This window comes from Bacillus sp. YKCMOAS1 (assembly GCF_030268125.1).
GTDB lineage: Bacteria > Bacillota > Bacilli > Bacillales > Bacillaceae > Bacillus > Bacillus safensis.
Genome location: NZ_BSEI01000001.1, coordinates 513,056 through 532,754 on the forward strand (window position 1 = coordinate 513,056; position 19,699 = coordinate 532,754).

The following is a 19,699-nucleotide window of genomic DNA, read 5'->3' on the forward strand; positions in this document are numbered from 1 at the left end:
ATGAAACCACTTACTTCAAATGGACGATTTGACCACATCATGCAAAAGCTTGGGCCATTCTTAGGACTCATCATCCTTGTCGCCATTGTTTCTATTTTAAACCCGGCCTTTTTAGAGCCTTTAAACATCTTAAACTTACTGAGACAAATCTCCATTAATGCCCTCATTGCCTTTGGGATGACATTTGTTATTTTAACTGGAGGCATTGATTTATCAGTCGGTGCTATTCTTGCCCTGTCCAGTGCCCTGACTGCTGGCTTTATCGTTTCTGGCATGGACCCGATTTTAGCCATTATCGTCGGCTGTATCATCGGTGCCGTTCTCGGGATGATTAACGGTCTTTTAATTACAAAAGGAAAAATGGCTCCTTTTATCGCAACGCTTGCGACGATGACGATTTTCAGAGGTTTGACACTCGTTTATACAGATGGAAACCCGATTACTGGGCTTGGCTCTAACTATGCCTTTCAGTTATTCGGCCGCGGATATTTCTTAGGCATTCCTGTTCCAGCGATCACGATGCTTCTCACCTTTATCGTACTTTGGGTACTGCTTCATAAAACACCTTTCGGCAGAAGAACATATGCGATCGGTGGGAATGAAAAAGCGGCTCTCATCTCAGGCATCAAAGTACCGCGCGTGAAAATTATGATCTATTCGTTAGCAGGCTTCATGTCTGCCTTAGCAGGTGCGATCTTAACATCTCGTCTGAATTCTGCACAGCCAACAGCTGGTACGTCCTATGAGCTTGACGCCATTGCTGCCGTCGTACTTGGCGGGACAAGCCTGTCCGGCGGAAGAGGACGAATTGTCGGCACACTCATCGGGGTACTCATTATCGGTGTCCTGAACAATGGTATGAACTTACTTGGTGTTTCATCATTCTATCAATCTGTTGTGAAAGGGATTGTCATCTTGATTGCAGTCCTGCTAGACAGAAAGAAATCTGCTTAAGGAGGCAGCTGCTATGAAAAAATATCTTATTCTCATCCTGACTCTCTCATTGTTCATGCTTTCTGCCTGCTCACTTGAACCACCTGAGTGGGCCAAGTCATCAAAAGATGGCAAGAAAAAAGACATCAAAATCGGGCTGTCAATCTCGACATTAAATAACCCATTCTTCGTTTCTTTGAAAAACGGTGTGACAAAAGAAGCGAAAAAGCTAGGCATTGACGTCGTGATTGCAGATGCACAAAATGATTCAGCTAAACAAACAAGTGATGTAGAAGATTTAATTCAGCAAGGTGTCGACGCATTGCTCATCAACCCAGCGGATTCATCTGCCATATCAACCGCTGTCGAATCAGCGAACGCTTCTGATATACCTGTCATCACATTAGATCGCTCAGCCGAAAGTGGAAAGGTAGAAGCACTTGTCGCCTCAGATAACGTCAAAGGCGGCGAAATGGCAGCTAAATTTATCATCGACAAGCTCGGCAAAGGAGCAAAAGTCGCTGAATTAGAAGGCGTACCAGGCGCTTCCGCTACACGTGAGCGCGGAAAAGGATTCCATCAAATAGCAGATAAAGACTTAAAAGTGACAGTGAAACAAGCTGCTGACTTCGACCGGACAAAAGGACTGAATGTCATGGAAAACCTCCTTCAAGGAAACCCTGACATCAAAGCCGTTTTTGCCCACAATGATGAAATGGCACTTGGCGCGCTAGAGGCAATTCAAAGCTCCGGAAAAGACATTCTCGTCGTTGGTTTTGACGGGAACGAAGATGCACTCAGCTCAATCAAAGCAGGAAAACTCTCTGCAACAGTTGCGCAGCAGCCAGAGCTGATCGGTCAACTGGCGGTCGGTGCTGCAAACGACGTATTAAAAGGGAAAAAAGTACAAAAGAACATCGCAGCTCCACTGAAACTAGAACAGAAGAAATAAACAGAACCCCCGAGCATCACTCGGGGGTTTTTCTATTACTGTGGTCTTTTCAGCACAAATGACGTGCCTAAATGGGCATAATCATTACCTGCTAGTCGCGCGACTGGTTTCAGTTCATTAGTAGAAACATAGCCTTTTTCTACATCATAAACACCCTCATCTAAATGTGCACATACAACCCGGCCAATGATATGATCGACCGTGATCTCCCCTTCATCATTTTGAAAGGTGAGATGTTTTTCCAGCTGACATTCAAAACGAATGCGCGCTTCCTTGATCCCTGGCACTGAAATGACATGACTCTCTACTTGATGAAGACCGGTTCGATACAGCTCACTCTCTTCCTGCGGCAGCGTAGCAGCTGTTTCATTAATATCTTCTATTATGGCTTCATCACTCACATGAACGACAAACTCTTCCCTATCGATAATATGCTGAGCAGTATCTTTCATCTGACCTTCACGTCGTCCGATAGAAACGGCAATGAGCGGCGGGTGTCCACTGATGACATTAAAGAAACTAAATGGTGCGGCATTGACGACATTTTCTTTAGATAGACTTGTAATAAACGCTATCGGTCTTGGAACGATAGAACCAGATAATAATTTATATGCCTCTTTTCGTGACAGCTGATCCATTTGCAATGTAATCAATTCAGGTACGCCTCCTTTTAATGTAACGACATCATACCATAACCCGTTCCCTATACCTCTTATTCTAGCTCGGTGCGATGCAGGATATGGTGGACAAGATGAAATAAAGCGGGATTATGATTTTCCCGTCTATAGGAAATCGTCCATTCCGCCAGAAGCTGTTCACCCTCAATGGCTCGATAAACAACATCCAGATTAAATAAACGCCGGGCTGATTTTGGAATCACTGCAATACCGATCCCTGCTGTGACAAGACCAATGATCATTTGATATTCCGCCGCTTCCTGCACGATATTTGGAGAAAATCCGTACTTTTCACATAGCAGGACAAAGTGCTGATAAAGGGACGGCCACGATTCCTGTGATAAAGAAATAATCGGTTCATGACGGATATCTTCAATCGTGACAGTCTCTTGTTGAGCCAATCGATGATTTTTTGGAATCGCAAAAATACATTCACTTTGCTTCATCAAACGACTGACTAGTTCTTCATGCGGCGCTGTAGGATGTAAAAAACCGATATCAATCTCACCATTTAACAGTGCCTCTAGCTGCTGCGGAACAGAAAGCTGCTGCAATTCAATACTGACAGAGGGATACAGCTCCCTGAATTCACGTACAACGGGCGGCAGAATATCATACGTCGCCGTTCCAACAAAACCTATGATAATTTTCCCCAGCTCTCCTCTTGCTGTGTGACGGGCATGATCAACGGCTTTATCAAGCTGTTGCAGTACTCCCCGAATCTCATGCAAAAAGACCTTTCCAGCTGCTGTTAGCTCCACCACCCGCTTCGACCGGTGAAATAATGGAAAACCCAATTCTTCCTCAAACTGCTTTATTTGCTGACTAAGTGGAGGCTGTGTCATATTCAACCGTGCGGCTGCTCTGCCAAAATGCAGCTCCTCCGCTACTGTGACAAAATACTGCAAATGTCTCAGTTCCATCCTTTCACTCCTCACACACTTATTCGTGAAACATATTAAAACCACGTTAAACATATATTGGAAAATTTATTTTATGAAATGTATAGTAAATCATATCATGAAAATATATTTTCATAAAAAATTTTACTTGCCGAAAGGAGTGCGGGGTAAATGAAATCTCAAGCACAACCCCTAACAAGACGAGGAGCAGAGTTGATTGTCGATACGCTGATTGCTCAAGGTGTGACCCATGTTTTTGCGATTCCAGGAGCAAAAATTGACGCTGTATTTGATGTATTAAAAGACAGAGGTCCAGAGCTTGTCTTATGCAGACACGAACAAAATGCAGCCTTTATGGCAGCTGCTGTCGGACGTTTAACCGGCAAACCAGGTGTTTGTCTCGTCACATCAGGTCCTGGTGCATCTAATTTAGCAACAGGTCTATTAACAGCCAATACAGAAGGTGATCCCGTTGTCGCAATCGCTGGAAACGTCATTCGTGCAGATCGTCTGAAACGAACACATCAATCACTCGACAATGCGGCATTATTCAAACCAGTCACCAAATATAGTGTTGAAGTACAAGACGTTCATAATATACCAGAAGCATTAACAAATGCTTTTCGCGCGGCACAAAAAGGGCAAGCTGGAGCAGCATTTATCAGCTTTCCTCAAGATGTCGTGACAGAACACACCACACAAACAGCAGTGTCTGCTCACCCTTCTCCAGAATTAGGTCCTGCACCGGATGCTCTCATCAGTTCGGCTATCGCCAAAATTCAAAATGCACACTTACCTATTGCGATTGTGGGAATGAAAGCCAGTCGTCCAGCTGCTGCAAATGCCACAAGAGCATTATTAAAAACACTTGGTATCCCATTTGTTGAAACGTACCAAGGAGCCGGCGTTCTCTCAAGAGAGCTCGAGTCTCAATATGTAGGCAGAATCGGCTTATTCCGTAATCAGCCGGGTGACCTTCTCATTGAACAAGCAGATGTCCTTTTGACCATTGGATTTGATCCAATCGAATATGATCCGAAGCATTGGAATCTTCAGCCGCAGCAGCGCCAGATCATCCATGTTGATGACATGCAGGCAGATATTGACCATTTTTATGAGCCAGCGCTTGAACTTGTAGGCAATATTTCTGAAACCGTCAAACATCTAGCGCATGACAGTGTTCCTCTTTCTCTATGCAAAGAGAACATAGAATTAGTCACTGAATTACAGGAGCTATTAAGCGACATTGAAAAGGCACCAGAAAGAGAAAGTCATCGATCTCACCCGCTGGATGTCATTCATACATTGAGACGTCTGATTCCTGATGACACAAAGGTCACGTGTGATATCGGATCTCACGCGATTTGGATGTCCCGTCACTTCCGCGTCTATGAACCGAACTCATTCTTGGTGAGTAACGGCATGCAAACATTAGGCGTCGCATTACCATGGGCTATTGCGGCTTCTATATTGAATCCAGATGAAAAGATTATTTCGGTTTCGGGTGATGGCGGTTTTCTTTTCTCCGCAATGGAGTTAGAAACAGCTGTCCGCAAGAAGACAAACCTCGTTCACCTTGTTTGGAACGACAGCACATACGACATGGTTGCGTTCCAGCAGGAAATGAAATATGACCGTACATCCTGCGTTGAATTCGGTCAGATCGATTTAGTGAAATATGCGGAAAGCTTTGGAGCGACTGGATTACGAGTCAACTCACCTGAGGAGCTTTCAACCGTCCTTCAAAAGGGTATAAACATAGAAGGACCCGTGATCATTGATATTCCGATTGACTATCAAGATAACCCTGACCTCGCCAGTCAAAAATGGCCAGAAGTCTATCGCAAAAAACACACAGCGAACGTCAGATAAGACTTCGATACATTACATTAAAGGAGTGAGCGGATATGGGTATGATGCACCCAATGAATCAACAGAATGACACAAGACAGCATGACAAACAGCAAGAGGTCTATCAAGTATCGACGATGACTTCCTTGCTTGAAGCCGTATATGATGGAGATTTCTCCCTCGCGCATATTCCTGAACACGGTGATTTCGGCATCGGTACATTTAATCAATTAGATGGGGAGCTGATCGGCTTTGACGGTGCATTCTACCGGCTGCGCTCGGATGGAACAGCGACACCAGTCACCGATCAAGATTATTCACCATTCTGCTCTCTAGCTTTCTTTGAAACAGATATCGTTCATCGAATTGATGCACCAATGACGTCCAAAGAGCTGGAAGAAGAAATTGACCGCATTTTACCAAGTAAAAATATCTTTTATGCAGTCCGCATTGATGGATCATTCAAAAAGGTTCAAACACGTACGGTTGAAAAACAGGAAAAACCTTACGTTCCGATGGTAGAAGCAGTCAAGTCTCAGCCTATTTTCGACTTCGAGGATATTCAAGGTACGATCGCAGGCTTCCGTACACCGCAGTACGCACACGGCATTGCTGTAAGTGGATATCACCTTCATTTTATTGATGAAGATCGAAGTGTTGGCGGACACGTATTTGATTACACCGTTGATCAAGTCACCATCCGCATATCTCAAAAACGTCATATGAATTTACACCTGCCGAATACGCAGGAATTCTTCCAAGCAGACATTGATCGAGCTGACCTTGCACAGCAAATTGCCAGTGCAGAAAGCAGCCCGGATCAATAAATGAAGACACCCCGATGAGCTCGGGGTGTTTTTTTATGCATAAAGATGTTTTTTTGCCCGTAACGTTTTCGTTTCGATATCAAATGAGAACTCAACCATTCTATACGTAATGAAATATGATAGAATATCAACAGAAGAAAGGTGGTTATATGGTGTCAAAAGACTATAGCATTCCGAACTTAACATTAGACGAAAGAGATAAACAAATTTTATCCCTATTACACGAGGATGGGCGCATGTCTTATACAGATCTCGGCAAACAGGTCGGTCTGTCACGTGTTGCCGTACAAGCCCGCATTCAGCAGCTCGTTGAAGCAGGGGTCATTGAACGATTCACTGCTGTAATTAACCCTGCGAAGGTTGGCATTCATGTCTCTGTCTTCTTTAATGTAGAGGTAGAGCCGAAATTTTTAGAAGCGGTTGCCCTTCAGCTTGAACAGGAAACAGCTGTCACGAGTCTTTATCATATGACAGGACCAAGCAAGCTGCATATGCATGGCATTTTTCAAGATGAACAGGAAATGGAGACATTTCTGACAAAAAAACTATACCCGCTAGAAGGTGTCGTCAGTGTGGACTGCCAAATGCTCATTAAACGATACAAAAGCCGTATGGGTATGAAATTGTAGACAGGAGTTGAACCACTTGCAATCATATATCGAACTCATTATCGCTATGGTGCGAACCGGGATTCTCGGTTTTGGCGGAGGCCCTTCCGTGATACCGCTTATTCGCCATGAAGCGGTGGTGAAATATCAATGGGTCAACGATGACGAATTCGGAGAAACACTCGCCATCGCCAATGCATTACCAGGCCCGATCGCAACCAAAATGTCAGCATACCTCGGCTATCGATTAAAGGGCGTATCTGGCGCAATTGTCGCAACAGCTGCACATATTTTACCGACATGTCTCGCTATGGTAGCCCTTGTCACACTTGTCAGCGTCTTAAGCTCCTCACAAATCATTCAAAATATGATTGGTGCTGTGACCCCTGTCATTGCCGTTCTGTTAGGCATCATGGCATATGAGTTTGGACAAAAAACGCTGAAAGGCTTCGGCATGATCTTCGGGATCACTCTATTCCTTCTTGCCTTTGTCGGGCTGCAAGTGCTCTCCATTCATCCAGGAATCATTGTGATGATCTTTTTATTTTATGGCGCTTTCCATTTTAAACTGAAAAATCGCTGGCATCGGCCAAATAAAGAGAAAGGAGTGTCTTCATGATACTGATTCTCTTTTTATTCTGGGCATTCTTTTTATCTAATCTATTAGGATATGGCGGAGGCCCTGCATCCATTCCGCTCAATTATGAAGAAATCGTCAATCATTTTCATTGGATGACGAACGAAGAATTTTCCAATATGCTGGCTTTAGCCAATGCACTGCCGGGGCCAATCGCTACGAAGATTGCAGCATATGTCGGCTATGACGTCATGGGCTGGCCAGGTTTTATCGTGGCATTGCTTGCAACTGTCCTGCCTTCCGCCGCCGGACTCATTTTATTGCTCAAGCTCATTGACCGTTTTCGCCAATCTCCCGTCGTAAAAGGCATGACCTTATCCGTACAGCCTGTCATTGCGATGATGATGCTTTTACTAACATGGGAAATCGGCGGAGATGCAGTGAAAGCCATCGGCTGGACACAATCTCTCGCCATTGCCGCGATCTCCTTTTTCTTGATGACCAAATTCAAGCTGCACCCTGCCTTTCTTATTGTGGCTGCATTTTTATATGGTGGATTCATTCTGCCGCATTCATAAAAACCGATAACATTCACTGTTATCGGTTTTCTTTTACATATAAATTGGAGAAACTGATCTACGCCCAATCGAATGATACTCGATCCCTGCTTCTTCTGCCGCTTCAAGTGTATGACAGTTTCGTCCATCGAAAATAAGCGGCTGCTTCATCCATTTCTTGTAGGACGCGAGCGGAAATGACTGAATATCCGCCCACTCTGTTAATAGACAGACCGCATCGGCATCCTTGATCGCTTCTTCAATCGTTTGAGCAAATAAGACTTGATCCGGCAGTTCACGAGCTGCACGCCGGGCAGCAACAGGATCATATGCCACAAGCTCCGCACCTAATTGATGGAGCTCATGAGCGATCGGAATAGACGGTGCCTCCCTCATATCGTCTGTATTCGGTTTAAAGGACAGACCAAGAAGCGCAATTCGCTTCCCTTCAAGCGCTGCTCCCAGCCGCTCCTGGATATTTCGGATAAAACCTGCCCGCTGCTCATTATTTACTTTGATGACAGCCTTTAACAGCTCAAAATCATGGGACACATGCCCTGCAATTTGAACAAGTGCATTTGTATCCTTTGGAAAACAAGAACCCCCGTAGCCAATACCCGCTCTGAGAAAGGAAGAACCAATCCGCTGATCAAGCCCCATTCCCTGCGCCACCCATTCAACATCAGCTCCTGTTTTTTCACAAATGGAGGCAATCTCATTCATAAAGCTGATTTTTGTCGCAAGAAATGCATTTGATGCATACTTGATCATTTCAGCACTTTTACGGTCTGTTTTCACCAATGGAAGGTGGAAATCAGCATACATCCCCTCTAACTGGTCTAATACGGCTTTTGTTTCAGCTCCAATCACAAGCCGGTCCGCCCTCAATGTATCTGAAATGGCAGAGCCTTCCCGTAAAAATTCTGGGTTAGATGCAATAGCTAATGGCTCCTTCCGTCCTAATTCTTGATGGATGAGCTGATCGATTTGATCACCCGTTCCGACAGGCACCGTACTTTTCACCACAAGAATTGCCCCTGACTTTGCTTTTAAGCCCATCTCTTTAGCAGCCTGAAACACAAATTGTATATCAGCTTGGCCATCTGCCTGCTGCGGGGTGCCGACCGCGATCATTAATACATCTGCCTTCGTGTAGGCTTCTGCTCCATTTATGTGAAAATGAATTCGTCCCTGCTCAAGATTGCGTTTCAATAGCTCTTTTAACCCCGGCTCATACATTGGTGGAGTTCCCTGTTTCAGTTGCATGACCTTTCGGCGGTCAATATCAATACACGCCACATCATGACCTGCCTCCGCTAAACACACACCTGTCACAAGCCCCACATACCCACAGCCTGCAATCGCAATATTCATGACACCATCAGCTCCCCATACACCTTATGCTTGTAATGACATCGTATGCCGGGAGCTTTCATTCCATTCTTAAAAGCATACAAAAACCCCCTGCCATCACTAGCAGGGGGTCACTTTTATGAAACAAGACCATTTCGAATATGAGCAATCAGATTTTCAAGCATTTCTTTTGTTGTGACATCATTTGAATTTTCACCAATATCATGAGCGTACATCAAAATCTTTAAAAATTCCTCTTGATTTAAACCCTTATTATCCATGTCTGTATCCTTTCAATTCCACTAATTTCATTATTATATGCTGTAAGGTTGGTTTATGCAATACTCTATTACATCATTCGACAGCTTTTGAAATTTATGACCATTTTCATGAAAAACTTTTTTATAAATCCCCATTGAGCTATAATAAAAGAATTGGAATCTTTTACTTGGTTAGGAGCGGATCAAATGCTTCAGCACAACATCAACGAAGAAGAAATCAAACAAACAGCCGAACAGATCAAAGAACTTCTTCCTGCAACAGATGAAAACAAACAACTCATCAAAAAAGCATTGATTACTTATAGACAGGACAGCGTATATCGGCTCAAGCAAGAGTCTGATACTGAATGGTCAGCTTATGTACATGATGTCGTGGCAGCAAGAGTCCACCTTCATGTGCTGTTTCCTGTGAGAAGCAGCTGCTCATGTCCAGCAGATGGACTTTGTAAACACATTCTCGCTGTCTTCTTTTCGCTATACGCTCAAGTAGAGAGTGTGACCGGATTTACAGAAAATTGGTCAGAAAAGGATGAATTACAGCGCAGCAAAGAACTGATTCGCCAGCACTTCCAAGTGAAGCGCCCAGACGAACAATCACTCCAAAGCTGGCTGACTTTTTTCCAAGAGGAATTTAACCTCTGGCTGAAACGGACACCGAAGCACCAGCAAACACCGCAGCATTTGTATTACGGCTATTTATCGATCCTAAAAAAACACGCACCTGCTTCACCTGAATTCAAGAGCTTGTATGCGATTCATACGTCAATCGATGTATGGCTTAGGCTTCATGAACTCGTCGACCTCGGCCGCCTTGATGCCGAAAAAGACTTTTATTCCATGAATCCATATGTAGAACAGCTCATGAACACTATTTTCGATTCAGTGGATCATTTGAAGACATACGCCCTTTCCTTTTCCCTCGATCCGTTTCTTGAAAACACACCAACTGCCGTTCGCACACTTCTTCAAATCAATGGACCTTTCCAGCATGAACGAGTAGCGGTCTTTATGGAGATTTGGGGCACCATATTAAATAGAGGGAAATGGGTCAAAAAAGAAACAGAATTACTAAAGAACGCCCAGAAGAAGGAACAAACGGTTGAACGTACCATCGGGCTGATGCACATGGATTATTTACTGAAAGAAGATGAAAGCCTCTTTCAGCAATTACAGCTGCTCAATGCGGATATGCTGCCAAATGTGCTCAATTGGCTGAAGGATCTCACAAACCGAAAAGACTGGAAGCGGCTCAAGCTCTGGTATCAAGAAATCACCTATATATTAGAGGAATATTGCCAGCTCGACCTTTCCTACAGAGAACTGCGGGGGGCTGTCAGTGATTTCTTCTTTTATTTAGATGCATATTTTAAGCAGACGAAGGATCATCATTTATATGAACGCTATCTCCAAATCTGTATGCCCTATGCGTTTACAGAATACAGTCAGCTATTGTATGCACAGCAGCGTTATGCGGAATGGATTGAGATTCACAGCCTTGTTGGTTTCACCATTAGTGAACTGGAGAAGGATCTGATCAAACAGATTGCAAAAGAGGAGCCAGAAGCCCTCATTCCATCGTACCACCGTGAAATCTCACTGCTTCTCGATCAAAAGAATCGAAGTGCTTATCGAGAGTCTGTAAAAATGCTGAAGAAACTGCGCACGCTTTATCATAAAACGAAAAAAAACGCGATTTGGGAAAGGTATGTAAAGCAGCTGCAAGATTCAACAAAACGGCTGCGTGCGTTCCAAGAGGAAATGAAGAAAGGAAAATTGATTGATGACACGCCATAAACAAATTGTCATTCATGCAGAACAAACAGAAGATTTCTCTTTCACCATTTCAGCGCAAGCAGAGGACGGACACCCTGTTCCGCTTAATGAAATGAAGAGGCAGCTTTTCCAATGGCACGAATCTTCTTTCTATGGAACATTCTTAGAAGATGTCAGCTTTATTGGAACACCTGCCTACCTGTTAAGCCCTTGGATGACCGTTGAATTGCTAGGAAAAAATTCATTTAATACGTTTAGTCATGTGACATTAACGGATGAAACGGAGCCCCTGATGAAAACAGCCTCCACTATTTATGAATTTATCGAGGACGAAGATTTCGTTCCCGATTACGAGGCATGGACAAAAGGCGAGCTTCGGTTTAAAGACAAAGAAGGCCTATTAGATGGTTATACGGCTGATTGGTTCTCCTTTGCTGTACAGGATTATATTCAGTATGATGATGCGTTGCAGCACAAATGGGAACGCATGAACGCACAATCGCCTGCGCTCTCAACCTTCCAAGGACATTTTCTAGATGAGCAGGATTTCTTGGAGACGATTGGCTGGATAGATGATGAGACGCCGTTCACTGTCGGCTTGCGGTTAAATGAGCCGGATTTTGACGGAGATGATTGGAAAATCGAATTGTTTTTGCGAGATAAGAAAAACAGTGACCTTCACTTTTTTGAAGGCATCCGTTCATTGAAAAGGTCTTGGCATCCGTATCAAGATAAAATTTCAAGAGAGATGGAACGATTCAGTCAAATTGTCCCTTGGCTTTCTTTCACATCTGGCACCACACTCATGTCAGAAGAAGAGGCGTGGCTCTTCCTATCTGAAGCGAGTGAAACCCTTGTTAATATGGGTATTGAGATTCTGCTCCCATCGTGGTGGCAAATTGTTAAAGACAGCACGATGATGTTAAAAGCAAGGATCTCTTCTACACCGCGAGGCGAATCGCATGTCGGAATGGACGCATTAATGGACTTTAATTGGCGCTTTGCTACAAACGGCATTGAACTGACAGAAGATGAGTTCAACGAGCTTGTCCAAAGCAAACGACGCCTTGTCAACATTCGAGGACAATGGATCAAAATAGACCCGACCTTCATCCAGCAAATGAAAAAGTGGATGGAGCGTGCCGAAAACGAAGGACTTCACATGTCTGATATTTTGTCACGCGAACTGGCAGATCAAGAAGCCTCCTCTGAATCGATTCCAGAGCTATTGGACAGTTCAGCATTTGCCCATATTCAATTTGAACTTTCATCGCAATTAAGAGGGCTTGTCCACCAATTAAATGATACGCACGAGCTGCCTTCCTACGAAATGAGTGAGTCCTTTAAAGGCACACTGCGTCCGTATCAGCAGCACGGCGTGAACTGGCTTTTATTTTTAAGATCGCATGGATTTGGGGCTTGTTTAGCAGATGATATGGGTCTTGGAAAAACGATTCAAATGATCGCATATTTCACGTATTTGAAGGAGCAGGAGCAAAATGTCGCCCCCTCTCTCATCATTGCGCCGACCTCTGTTTTAGGAAACTGGCAGCGAGAGCTCGAAACATTCGCACCACATTTGAAGGTTGCCCTGCATTATGGCCCATCGCGTCCACAGGGAGAGGACTTCACAAAAGCATACGCGTCAACAGATATTGTTCTGACGTCTTATGGACTCTCACATTCTGATCGTGATGAATTAACAGCAGCAAAGTGGAATACCATTTGCTTAGACGAAGCCCAAAACATCAAGAACGCCCATACGAAACAATCGAGAGCAATTAGACAGCTTAAAGGGCAACATCACATTGCCCTCAGCGGGACACCAATGGAAAACCGTTTGACAGAGCTTTGGTCCATATTCGACTTCGTCAACAAAGGATATCTCGGCAGCCTGACCGGCTTCCATAAGAAGTTCGTCCTTCCGATTGAAAAAGACCGTGAAGAAAAAAGAATTGAACAGCTGCAGCAGCTGATCAAACCATTTTTATTAAGACGAACAAAACAAGATGAAGAGGTTGCCCTGAACCTTCCTGAAAAACTCGAAGAAAAAGAATTCATTCCGCTATCCGCTGAGCAGGCGTCTTTATATGAACAGCTCGTGAAGGATACATTTGAACATATGGCATCATTAACAGGGATGCAGCGAAAAGCCATTATTTTAAGTATGCTTGGCAGACTCAAACAGATTTGTGATCACCCTGCTCTCTATTTAAAAGAGAGTGGAACAGATGTGAAACTGCTGAAACGTTCGTTAAAAATGGATAAACTCGCAGAGCTGTTAAAAGCGATACATGAGCAAGGAGAAAGCTGCCTCATCTTTACGCAGTATATTGAAATGGGCAACATGATCAAGCAGCTGGCAGAAAAGATGTTTGGAGAACCGGTCCAATTTTTAAATGGCAGCCTCTCAAAACAGGAGCGGGACAAAATGGTGGACCGCTTCCAAAAGAAAGAATTCAACATTTTAATTCTTTCTTTAAAGGCAGGAGGAACAGGACTCAACCTAACCGCCGCAAACCATGTCATTCACTACGATAGATGGTGGAATCCTGCTGTGGAAAACCAAGCGACAGACCGAGCTTATCGGATTGGACAAAAACGATTTGTTCACGTCCATAAGATGATCACAACTGGCACAATCGAGGAAAAAATCGATCAAATGCTCGAAACAAAACAAACGTTAAATGATCAAATTATCCAAAGCGAAAGCTGGATTACAGAGCTATCGACAAACGAACTAGAAGATTTATTTACCTTAAGTGCCGCCGCTCAATCATCTTAATCACAGCAAAAAGAGGACTTTTCTCAAGTTTCATGAAAAGTCCTCTTTTTTATTTGATATAAACGTAAGCTAAATGTTCAGTTTTTTCAATGCAGATTTCACATTCATATACGTATTTAATTCACGGAAGTCCTCTCTCATTTCTCCCATTTTCATTGCAAGATTCGGTTTAATTCCTGTCACAATGAGTTCAGTACCCGTCATTAAAATCAAATCGTTCAGCTTAAAAATCGCATCTGCCACAAATGAATCCACTTCTAATAATCCGGACAGATCGACAATAAAATAATCATCCTTGGATTGAGAGATATAGGTGGAAACCGTTGAAATAATCTTATCAAATCTTGGCGCTGTTAATGTACCAATGATCGGTAACACAGAGATACCATCTTTCACCGGAACGATTGGGACAGAAATATTCAGCACTTCATCAATTGATTGCTCAAGAAGCTCTTGCTGTTCCTTCTCTTTCGTGACATCCTTTTGCAGACCAACGAAATAAAGACGTTTCCCTTCATTTTCGTCAATCCAAAGAGGAGCAACACTTAACTCGTTCCAAAACATTTGTCCAGATTTTTTATAATTTTTCAGCTGAACAGTGACAGCCTCTTTGTTCTCAATGGCTGTTCTAATTTGTTTGAGAGCGATTTGTTCAGTTTCATCTCCCTGAAGGAAACGACAATTCCTCCCCAATACTTCGGTTTCTTGATAGCCTGTCATATCTAAAAAGCCCTTGTTCACATATATTAAAGGATTATCAGGTAAAGACGGGTCCGTCACCGTCAGGCCAACCTGAGTATAGTCCAAGGCTTCCTTGATTAAATGCAGATTTTCGGACTTATAAGATTCCAGCGCCATTCGTTTACTCTCCTTAGTTTCCTTACAAGCGGGTTATATTCTTAATTAAATTATATGATGTTCCACATCATGTGTAAATAGAAGTGGTTCTGAATTCCTCTTTTGTAGAATGCGCTTCATCCTATGTGATTTATACCGCGACATCTGATTCATCTATTTCAAAAGGTGCCGAATCATATGCGCCACACCATGTTCATCGTTTGATAACGTGACGTGATCAGCGATTTCTTTTATATCCTGCCTCGCATTCCCCATCGCAACCCCAACACCAGCAGCTTGAAGCATCGATTCATCATTTAAACTGTCTCCTACAGCCGCTGCCCTACTTAAAGGAATACCTAGTCTTTCTGCCAGCCTTGTTAATGCCTGCCCTTTAGACGCGTGCTTTGAACCAATTTCAAAGTTATGATCAGCCGAACTAACCAATGTTAAATCTGAATCATCACCAAACATATCCCATCCGGCTTTCAATCTGTCCTGAAAAAAAGAAAAACCTAAGATGTTGTAAAATGAAAGCTTTCGATCCTCACGAAACAATTCTTTATATGTATCAATATAAGAAAAACCTGACTGGCTGTATTGAACTTCTGCCGCTTGCTTTAAGACATTTTGATCCGTTTCTGGATTTGCACTTTTTAAACGGTCCATTTCAATCGCAAGAAGCTCTCTGCCGCGATTTGGTGTGAAAATGGCTTCGTTTGTAAAGACTTCATAATAATAATCACGTTCTTCCAGCCATGACAATATGTTTTTAGCCTTTTCTTCTAGTAAAGTAGCTGAATGGAACACTTGTCCAGTTGGATCATGAATCACAGCTCCATTGGCACTAATCACCCATGTATTCATACCAAGCTGGTCAAAAATAGACCTCACATCAAAATACGCTCTCCCTGTTGAAACGACAACCTCAATTCCATTCGCAGCTGCTTCCTTTAATGCCTGCTCGTTTTCCTGACTTACTTTGTGTTCACTATTCAATAAAGTGCCATCTAAATCCGTTGCGATTAATTGAATGTTTGTCATCGTTCTCTCCTTTTTGTCTTTATTTTCAACCGATATCCCGTTAACAAAATCCATCATCATTATGTAATGAGTATCCACTATTTGCAAGAGCTGATCGGTTAAACAGTGAATAAAAGGGTATCCGGCCACGCATTATGACCGGATACACACAAAGGGGATTCATAAGGGGACACATGACCTATACAAAGAAGCATTGGTTCTATTACGCAGTGTTCATATGCACAAGGCAGCATCTATCAGCTTTAGCTAGAGGGGGGCTGTCAGATGATAGACGTTACCTTTTGATCAGGACTTGCCTCCTTTCCTTTCAGCTACCCCTAGTCTACGGAGAAAGGCCTGATGTGACAAAACTTGAAAATAGCAAAATAGGCCTTCAAATTCTTTATATCCTCATTAATTTCTGTTTTTTACCGCTTGCGTATAAAACATCATCTTGTTTTGTTTGATGAAATACTTATTTTTCATAAATTGATAAAAAATATCTGAATGAATCCAATTACTAGAAGGCATGTGAATATAATCAGACCCGTCCCACGCAAACCAATAAAAACAAAGCCGTCCATCATGAACCGACAGCTGAAACTCAAAGCAGTCCATTTGATCCTCAGTGACATATTGAAACGTGAGTGACTCTCCTTCTTCCATATAGACATCACAAAATGAAAGAATGTCTCCCCACGAATAAACACGTATATCACTCTTTGCCTTCTCCTCGCCAATATGAATATTTCTCAATTGATAGGACTCCATAAAACATCTCCTTTCACTCATGTGCAGCTAGTTCTAAGCAGGCAGCGGTTTCATTTATACAGATGTTGTATGCTATAATAATACTTACGAATATTGAACGCTTGTGAGGTGATAAATATGAAAACCTTTAGGCTGATTGATTTAAAAATTGAACTTGATCCACAGCAAGATAAAATGTCCAGCATTCCCCTTTGTGACGGTTTAATCATCAATAAAGAAGACGGTGAAAATCACTGGATGATCGAGGCACTCATTCCAAAGAAACATAGACAGGTGTTTGAGGTACTCTTTCAGCAGCACACAGAAGTGAAGATTCTTGTAACGATCACTAAAGAAAACAACCGCCCTGTTCACCTATCTGTCCAAGTCAAAAACATCGTTGCCTTAGAAGAAAACATTTCTGTATTACTCGATGGTAAAATGATTACAAATCGTTACAGAACAGAAACTGAAGAAGTATTAAAAGACCTCGTCAAAGAGGGGCTTTCAGGAGAAAAACTACTAGATGCTTTTAAACAAAACACATAAAAAAGAGCGGGATCAGCCGCTCTTAGATTGTTGACAAAGGGCTAAAATGAACTTGATTTTAGCCCTTTGTCTTCTTTTCAGCGTGTTTGAAAACCTTTGAAGTCTAGGAAGGGCGAGCACTGGAACGGAGCGAATTTAACATTCGTGAGTACCGGAGCGCAGACCTGACACCGAATGCAAGGGTTTGTCTACACGCTGAGAGCGGGATCAGCCGCTCTTTTTTATTGCACATCTTTAGACTGGCTTTGATTTTTCAATAGATCTCTAATTTCAGTTAGCAAAACTTCCGTTTGATCCGGCGTTTCCACAACCTCTTCTTCCTCGACCTTTTTCCGTTTTAACTTATTCAAATAACGAATAAAGATAAAAATGGAAAACGAGATAATTAAGAAATCAACCACTGTTTGAATAAAGTTTCCATATAAAATTTGAGCAGCTCCGATTTTAATGGATAAACCGCTAAAATCATGCCCTCCAATAATAATACCGACAAGCGGCATGATTAAATCATTCACAAGAGAAGTGACAATTTTGCCAAATGCTCCCCCAATGATGACACCTACAGCCAAGTCAATGACATTGCCCTTGACGGCAAACTCTCTAAATTCTTTCAGCATCCTTTATCACCTTCATCTTTTTTTGTCTAATATGACGTTTTTTTGTCTAAATTGCAAGTCCTTATCCGTTCTAACTGAACGTTTCTAAATAAAAAAGCGATTCATACTTGATGAACCGCCAGGAAAATCATGATACTTTAGGACCGATAGAAAATGTCAGTTCTGCTTCACATGCAACTTCGCCATCTACTGTCGCTACTGCTTTTCCTTTTGCAACCGGTCCGCGAAGGCGCGTCACTTCAACCTCTAAACGAAGCTGGTCTCCAGGCTTGACCTGTCTTTTAAAGCGGCAGGCGTCAATCCCTGCAAACAAACCAATTTTCCCTTTGTTTTCTTCCTTGCCTAACATAATCACACCAAAAACCTGTGCGAGTGCTTCTACAATAAGCACACCCGGCATGACTGGGTATCCTGGGAAATGGCCATTAAAAAATTCTTCATTTACTGTGACATTTTTAATCCCAACCGCTCTTTTTTCTCCATCAACCTCTAAAATACGGTCGACCAATAAGAATGGATAACGGTGTGGAATAATGTCTTGAATTTGCTGAGCATCAAGCATATCTTGATCTCTCCTTCTTTTCTATATCGATGATCTTCATTTGATTCCTATAGAAGTATATTATGAATGCTGGCATTTTTCAATATTCGCCTTACGTATATGGTAAAAAATAGAATCTACCATTACCAATTGTCATCAAATATAATCCACACTACACTCATTGTTTTTTCACAAATATGGTAATATATATTACATCATTGAATAAACAAGAGGGTAAAAATGAACTTTATAAGCGATAAATCCATAAAAAAACTTCTCCATTCCTGGTATACAATGCTGAAGCATCGACATTTTTCGAAGGCTGAAGAAATCAAAAAAACACTACTAAAATATAAACGTAAATTATCAAAAAAACAGGAGCTCTATTTCCATTATCAGCTGATGCTTTTTCGTCATCAGCTCTGGATGAATCAGACAGAGGACTTAGAAAAACTCAAACACGAACTGCTGCCACACAAAGATGAAATGAACGAAGAACTGCAATATTATTTTTACTTCTTTCTCGGATTATATGAATCTTTAAAAAGTGATCAAAATGATGCGATTCATTATCTCGAAAAGGCAGAGGAACGACTGCCATTACTTAACGATGAACTAGAGGAAGCAGAATTCCATTTCCGTACAAGCGGTGTTTATTATAACAACCGTTACTCGTTGTTATCGATTCGCCATGTTCAAAAAGCCATGGATATTTTTGCAAAGCACGAAGACATCCACAGCATCTATCGGTGTAAAATTGTACTCGCTCTTAACTATAGCGACCAAAAAAAATATGAGGAAGCAGAAGCTATTTTCATCGAGATCATTGATTACGTGAAAAAGATTGATGATCAAGAGCTGCTCGGTATCGTTTATTATGACGCTGGCTTTATTCAATCGAGACAAAACCGTCACAAGGAAGCGCTGGACTACTTTAAAAAGGCGCTTCGTCTCCCAGCATACCGAAAGTCAGCACACTCCTATGTATCGTGCCTATACGAAACTGTGCGTTCCTGTTTTAAAGAAAATTTAACCGATGAAGGGATGAAGTATATTCAAAAAGGGCTGAAAGAAGCCGTTGCTTCCCAGTTTGATATATTAAGAATGAAATTTCAAATCTTATCTCTTCTCTACAGCCAAACGCCAAAGGCAGATGAGCAGATCGCCACGCTCGTCACATGTCTTGAACGAAAAGAAGCCTGGATTGATCTTGAGGATCTGCTTGCTGATGTCTCAGATTTTTATAAAAAAAAGGGCGACTTTGAGCGAGCCGCCTTTTTTATCATGAGAGGCTGATACCAGCCTG

20 protein-coding genes are annotated in these 19,699 nt (G+C 42.4%); 11 read left to right on the top strand and 9 right to left on the bottom strand.

The window, feature by feature from the left end:
- Together rbsC and rbsB are read left to right on the top strand one after the other, a co-directional pair.
- Positions 1 to 954 (top strand): ribose ABC transporter permease RbsC, encoded by a 954-nt coding sequence (gene rbsC, locus QSJ46_RS02605; RefSeq protein ID WP_024423678.1) that lies wholly within the window; start codon positions 1 to 3, stop codon positions 952 to 954.
- A gap of 13 nt (positions 955 to 967) precedes the next feature.
- Positions 968 to 1,885 (top strand): ribose ABC transporter substrate-binding protein RbsB, encoded by a 918-nt coding sequence (gene rbsB / locus QSJ46_RS02610; RefSeq protein ID WP_285604242.1) that lies wholly within the window; start codon positions 968 to 970, stop codon positions 1,883 to 1,885.
- A 35-nt stretch (positions 1,886 to 1,920) separates the two neighbouring features.
- On the opposite strand, the gene QSJ46_RS02615 is transcribed toward rbsB, so the two are convergent.
- Entirely contained in the window at positions 1,921 to 2,523 is a 603-nt protein-coding gene (locus QSJ46_RS02615) for a flavin reductase family protein (RefSeq protein ID WP_483298725.1), read from the bottom strand.
- 74 nt (positions 2,524 to 2,597) lie between these two features.
- Positions 2,598 to 3,485 carry an acetoin biosynthesis transcriptional regulator AlsR gene (gene alsR / locus QSJ46_RS02620; RefSeq protein ID WP_039181993.1) on the bottom strand — a complete coding sequence of 296 codons (888 nt, stop codon included), beginning with the start codon at positions 3,483 to 3,485 and terminating at the stop codon, positions 2,598 to 2,600.
- A gap of 150 nt (positions 3,486 to 3,635) precedes the next feature.
- Here alsR and alsS point away from each other — a divergent pair, with 150 nt between their 5' ends.
- The 5 genes from alsS to chrA all read left to right on the top strand — a co-directional run bounded on the left by alsS (position 3,636) and on the right by chrA (position 7,905).
- Complete coding sequence (gene alsS / locus QSJ46_RS02625) at positions 3,636 to 5,336, top strand: acetolactate synthase AlsS (protein ID WP_106025536.1); 1,701 nt, start codon at positions 3,636 to 3,638, stop codon at positions 5,334 to 5,336.
- A 35-nt stretch (positions 5,337 to 5,371) separates the two neighbouring features.
- Positions 5,372 to 6,142 carry an acetolactate decarboxylase gene (gene budA / locus QSJ46_RS02630; RefSeq protein ID WP_064497937.1) on the top strand — a complete coding sequence of 257 codons (771 nt, stop codon included), beginning with the start codon at positions 5,372 to 5,374 and terminating at the stop codon, positions 6,140 to 6,142.
- 152 nt (positions 6,143 to 6,294) lie between these two features.
- Positions 6,295 to 6,771, top strand: coding sequence for a chromate efflux transcriptional regulator ChrS (chrS, locus tag QSJ46_RS02635; RefSeq protein ID WP_144467996.1), 477 nt, complete (start codon positions 6,295 to 6,297; stop codon positions 6,769 to 6,771).
- 16 nt (positions 6,772 to 6,787) lie between these two features.
- A complete protein-coding gene (gene chrB / locus QSJ46_RS02640) occupies positions 6,788 to 7,369 on the top strand; it encodes a chromate efflux transporter ChrB (protein WP_107162958.1) in 582 nt (193 codons plus the stop codon).
- Complete coding sequence (gene chrA, locus QSJ46_RS02645; protein ID WP_483298723.1) at positions 7,366 to 7,905, top strand: chromate efflux transporter ChrA; 540 nt, start codon at positions 7,366 to 7,368, stop codon at positions 7,903 to 7,905. Before chrB ends, chrA begins: the two co-directional genes overlap by 4 nt.
- Positions 7,906 to 7,938: 33 nt before the next feature.
- Here chrA and QSJ46_RS02650 read toward each other — a convergent pair whose 3' ends face one another.
- Together QSJ46_RS02650 and QSJ46_RS02655 are read right to left on the bottom strand one after the other, a co-directional pair.
- Positions 7,939 to 9,258: a UDP-glucose dehydrogenase family protein gene (locus QSJ46_RS02650; RefSeq protein WP_285604244.1), complete on the bottom strand. Its 1,320-nt coding sequence runs from the start codon at positions 9,256 to 9,258 to the stop codon at positions 7,939 to 7,941.
- Between the two features lie 116 nt (positions 9,259 to 9,374).
- The gene (locus QSJ46_RS02655) at positions 9,375 to 9,518 is read right to left on the bottom strand and encodes a YwzD family small protein (RefSeq protein WP_003214884.1); all 144 of its coding nucleotides are present in this window, start codon (positions 9,516 to 9,518) and stop codon (positions 9,375 to 9,377) included.
- Between the two features lie 186 nt (positions 9,519 to 9,704).
- Here QSJ46_RS02655 and QSJ46_RS02660 point away from each other — a divergent pair, with 186 nt between their 5' ends.
- Both QSJ46_RS02660 and QSJ46_RS02665 read left to right on the top strand, forming a co-directional pair.
- Positions 9,705 to 11,312 carry an SWIM zinc finger family protein gene (locus QSJ46_RS02660; protein WP_285604245.1) on the top strand — a complete coding sequence of 536 codons (1,608 nt, stop codon included), beginning with the start codon at positions 9,705 to 9,707 and terminating at the stop codon, positions 11,310 to 11,312.
- Positions 11,299 to 14,076, top strand: a complete 2,778-nt coding sequence (locus QSJ46_RS02665; protein ID WP_285604246.1) for a DEAD/DEAH box helicase — start codon at positions 11,299 to 11,301, stop codon at positions 14,074 to 14,076. Before QSJ46_RS02660 ends, QSJ46_RS02665 begins: the two co-directional genes overlap by 14 nt.
- A gap of 69 nt (positions 14,077 to 14,145) precedes the next feature.
- On the opposite strand, the gene ytvA is transcribed toward QSJ46_RS02665, so the two are convergent.
- The 3 genes from ytvA to QSJ46_RS02680 all read right to left on the bottom strand — a co-directional run bounded on the left by ytvA (position 14,146) and on the right by QSJ46_RS02680 (position 16,707).
- Positions 14,146 to 14,934, bottom strand: coding sequence for a YtvA family blue-light photoreceptor (gene ytvA, locus QSJ46_RS02670; protein WP_041087908.1), 789 nt, complete (start codon positions 14,932 to 14,934; stop codon positions 14,146 to 14,148).
- Positions 14,935 to 15,087: 153 nt separating this feature from the next.
- Complete coding sequence (locus tag QSJ46_RS02675) at positions 15,088 to 15,948, bottom strand: Cof-type HAD-IIB family hydrolase (protein ID WP_285604381.1); 861 nt, start codon at positions 15,946 to 15,948, stop codon at positions 15,088 to 15,090.
- Between the two features lie 402 nt (positions 15,949 to 16,350).
- Positions 16,351 to 16,707: a hypothetical protein gene (locus QSJ46_RS02680; RefSeq protein WP_041087904.1), complete on the bottom strand. Its 357-nt coding sequence runs from the start codon at positions 16,705 to 16,707 to the stop codon at positions 16,351 to 16,353.
- Between the two features lie 117 nt (positions 16,708 to 16,824).
- Here QSJ46_RS02680 and QSJ46_RS02685 point away from each other — a divergent pair, with 117 nt between their 5' ends.
- Entirely contained in the window at positions 16,825 to 17,235 is a 411-nt protein-coding gene (locus QSJ46_RS02685; protein WP_047202524.1) for a YwpF-like family protein, read from the top strand.
- Between the two features lie 221 nt (positions 17,236 to 17,456).
- Here QSJ46_RS02685 and mscL read toward each other — a convergent pair whose 3' ends face one another.
- Positions 17,457 to 17,852, bottom strand: coding sequence for a large conductance mechanosensitive channel protein MscL (gene mscL, locus QSJ46_RS02690; RefSeq protein ID WP_024423693.1), 396 nt, complete (start codon positions 17,850 to 17,852; stop codon positions 17,457 to 17,459).
- 127 nt (positions 17,853 to 17,979) lie between these two features.
- Positions 17,980 to 18,414 (bottom strand): 3-hydroxyacyl-ACP dehydratase FabZ, encoded by a 435-nt coding sequence (gene fabZ / locus QSJ46_RS02695; protein WP_047202525.1) that lies wholly within the window; start codon positions 18,412 to 18,414, stop codon positions 17,980 to 17,982.
- Between the two features lie 219 nt (positions 18,415 to 18,633).
- Here fabZ and QSJ46_RS02700 point away from each other — a divergent pair, with 219 nt between their 5' ends.
- The gene (locus QSJ46_RS02700; RefSeq protein WP_047202526.1) at positions 18,634 to 19,689 is read left to right on the top strand and encodes a tetratricopeptide repeat protein; all 1,056 of its coding nucleotides are present in this window, start codon (positions 18,634 to 18,636) and stop codon (positions 19,687 to 19,689) included.
- Positions 19,690 to 19,699: the final 10 nt, after the last annotated feature.

Coding starts and splice junctions, on each gene's coding strand:
- rbsC (WP_024423678.1), top strand. CDS start 1: ATGAAACCACTTACTTCAAATGGACGATTTGACCACATCATGCAAAAG.
- rbsB (WP_285604242.1), top strand. CDS start 968: ATGAAAAAATATCTTATTCTCATCCTGACTCTCTCATTGTTCATGCTT.
- QSJ46_RS02615 (WP_483298725.1), bottom strand. CDS start 2,523: ATGGATCAGCTGTCACGAAAAGAGGCATATAAATTATTATCTGGTTCT.
- alsR (WP_039181993.1), bottom strand. CDS start 3,485: ATGGAACTGAGACATTTGCAGTATTTTGTCACAGTAGCGGAGGAGCTG.
- alsS (WP_106025536.1), top strand. CDS start 3,636: ATGAAATCTCAAGCACAACCCCTAACAAGACGAGGAGCAGAGTTGATT.
- budA (WP_064497937.1), top strand. CDS start 5,372: ATGGGTATGATGCACCCAATGAATCAACAGAATGACACAAGACAGCAT.
- chrA (WP_483298723.1), top strand. CDS start 7,366: ATGATACTGATTCTCTTTTTATTCTGGGCATTCTTTTTATCTAATCTA.
- QSJ46_RS02650 (WP_285604244.1), bottom strand. CDS start 9,258: ATGAATATTGCGATTGCAGGCTGTGGGTATGTGGGGCTTGTGACAGGT.
- QSJ46_RS02655 (WP_003214884.1), bottom strand. CDS start 9,518: ATGGATAATAAGGGTTTAAATCAAGAGGAATTTTTAAAGATTTTGATG.
- QSJ46_RS02660 (WP_285604245.1), top strand. CDS start 9,705: ATGCTTCAGCACAACATCAACGAAGAAGAAATCAAACAAACAGCCGAA.
- QSJ46_RS02665 (WP_285604246.1), top strand. CDS start 11,299: ATGACACGCCATAAACAAATTGTCATTCATGCAGAACAAACAGAAGAT.
- ytvA (WP_041087908.1), bottom strand. CDS start 14,934: ATGGCGCTGGAATCTTATAAGTCCGAAAATCTGCATTTAATCAAGGAA.
- QSJ46_RS02680 (WP_041087904.1), bottom strand. CDS start 16,707: ATGGAGTCCTATCAATTGAGAAATATTCATATTGGCGAGGAGAAGGCA.
- QSJ46_RS02685 (WP_047202524.1), top strand. CDS start 16,825: ATGAAAACCTTTAGGCTGATTGATTTAAAAATTGAACTTGATCCACAG.
- mscL (WP_024423693.1), bottom strand. CDS start 17,852: ATGCTGAAAGAATTTAGAGAGTTTGCCGTCAAGGGCAATGTCATTGAC.
- fabZ (WP_047202525.1), bottom strand. CDS start 18,414: ATGCTTGATGCTCAGCAAATTCAAGACATTATTCCACACCGTTATCCA.
- QSJ46_RS02700 (WP_047202526.1), top strand. CDS start 18,634: ATGAACTTTATAAGCGATAAATCCATAAAAAAACTTCTCCATTCCTGG.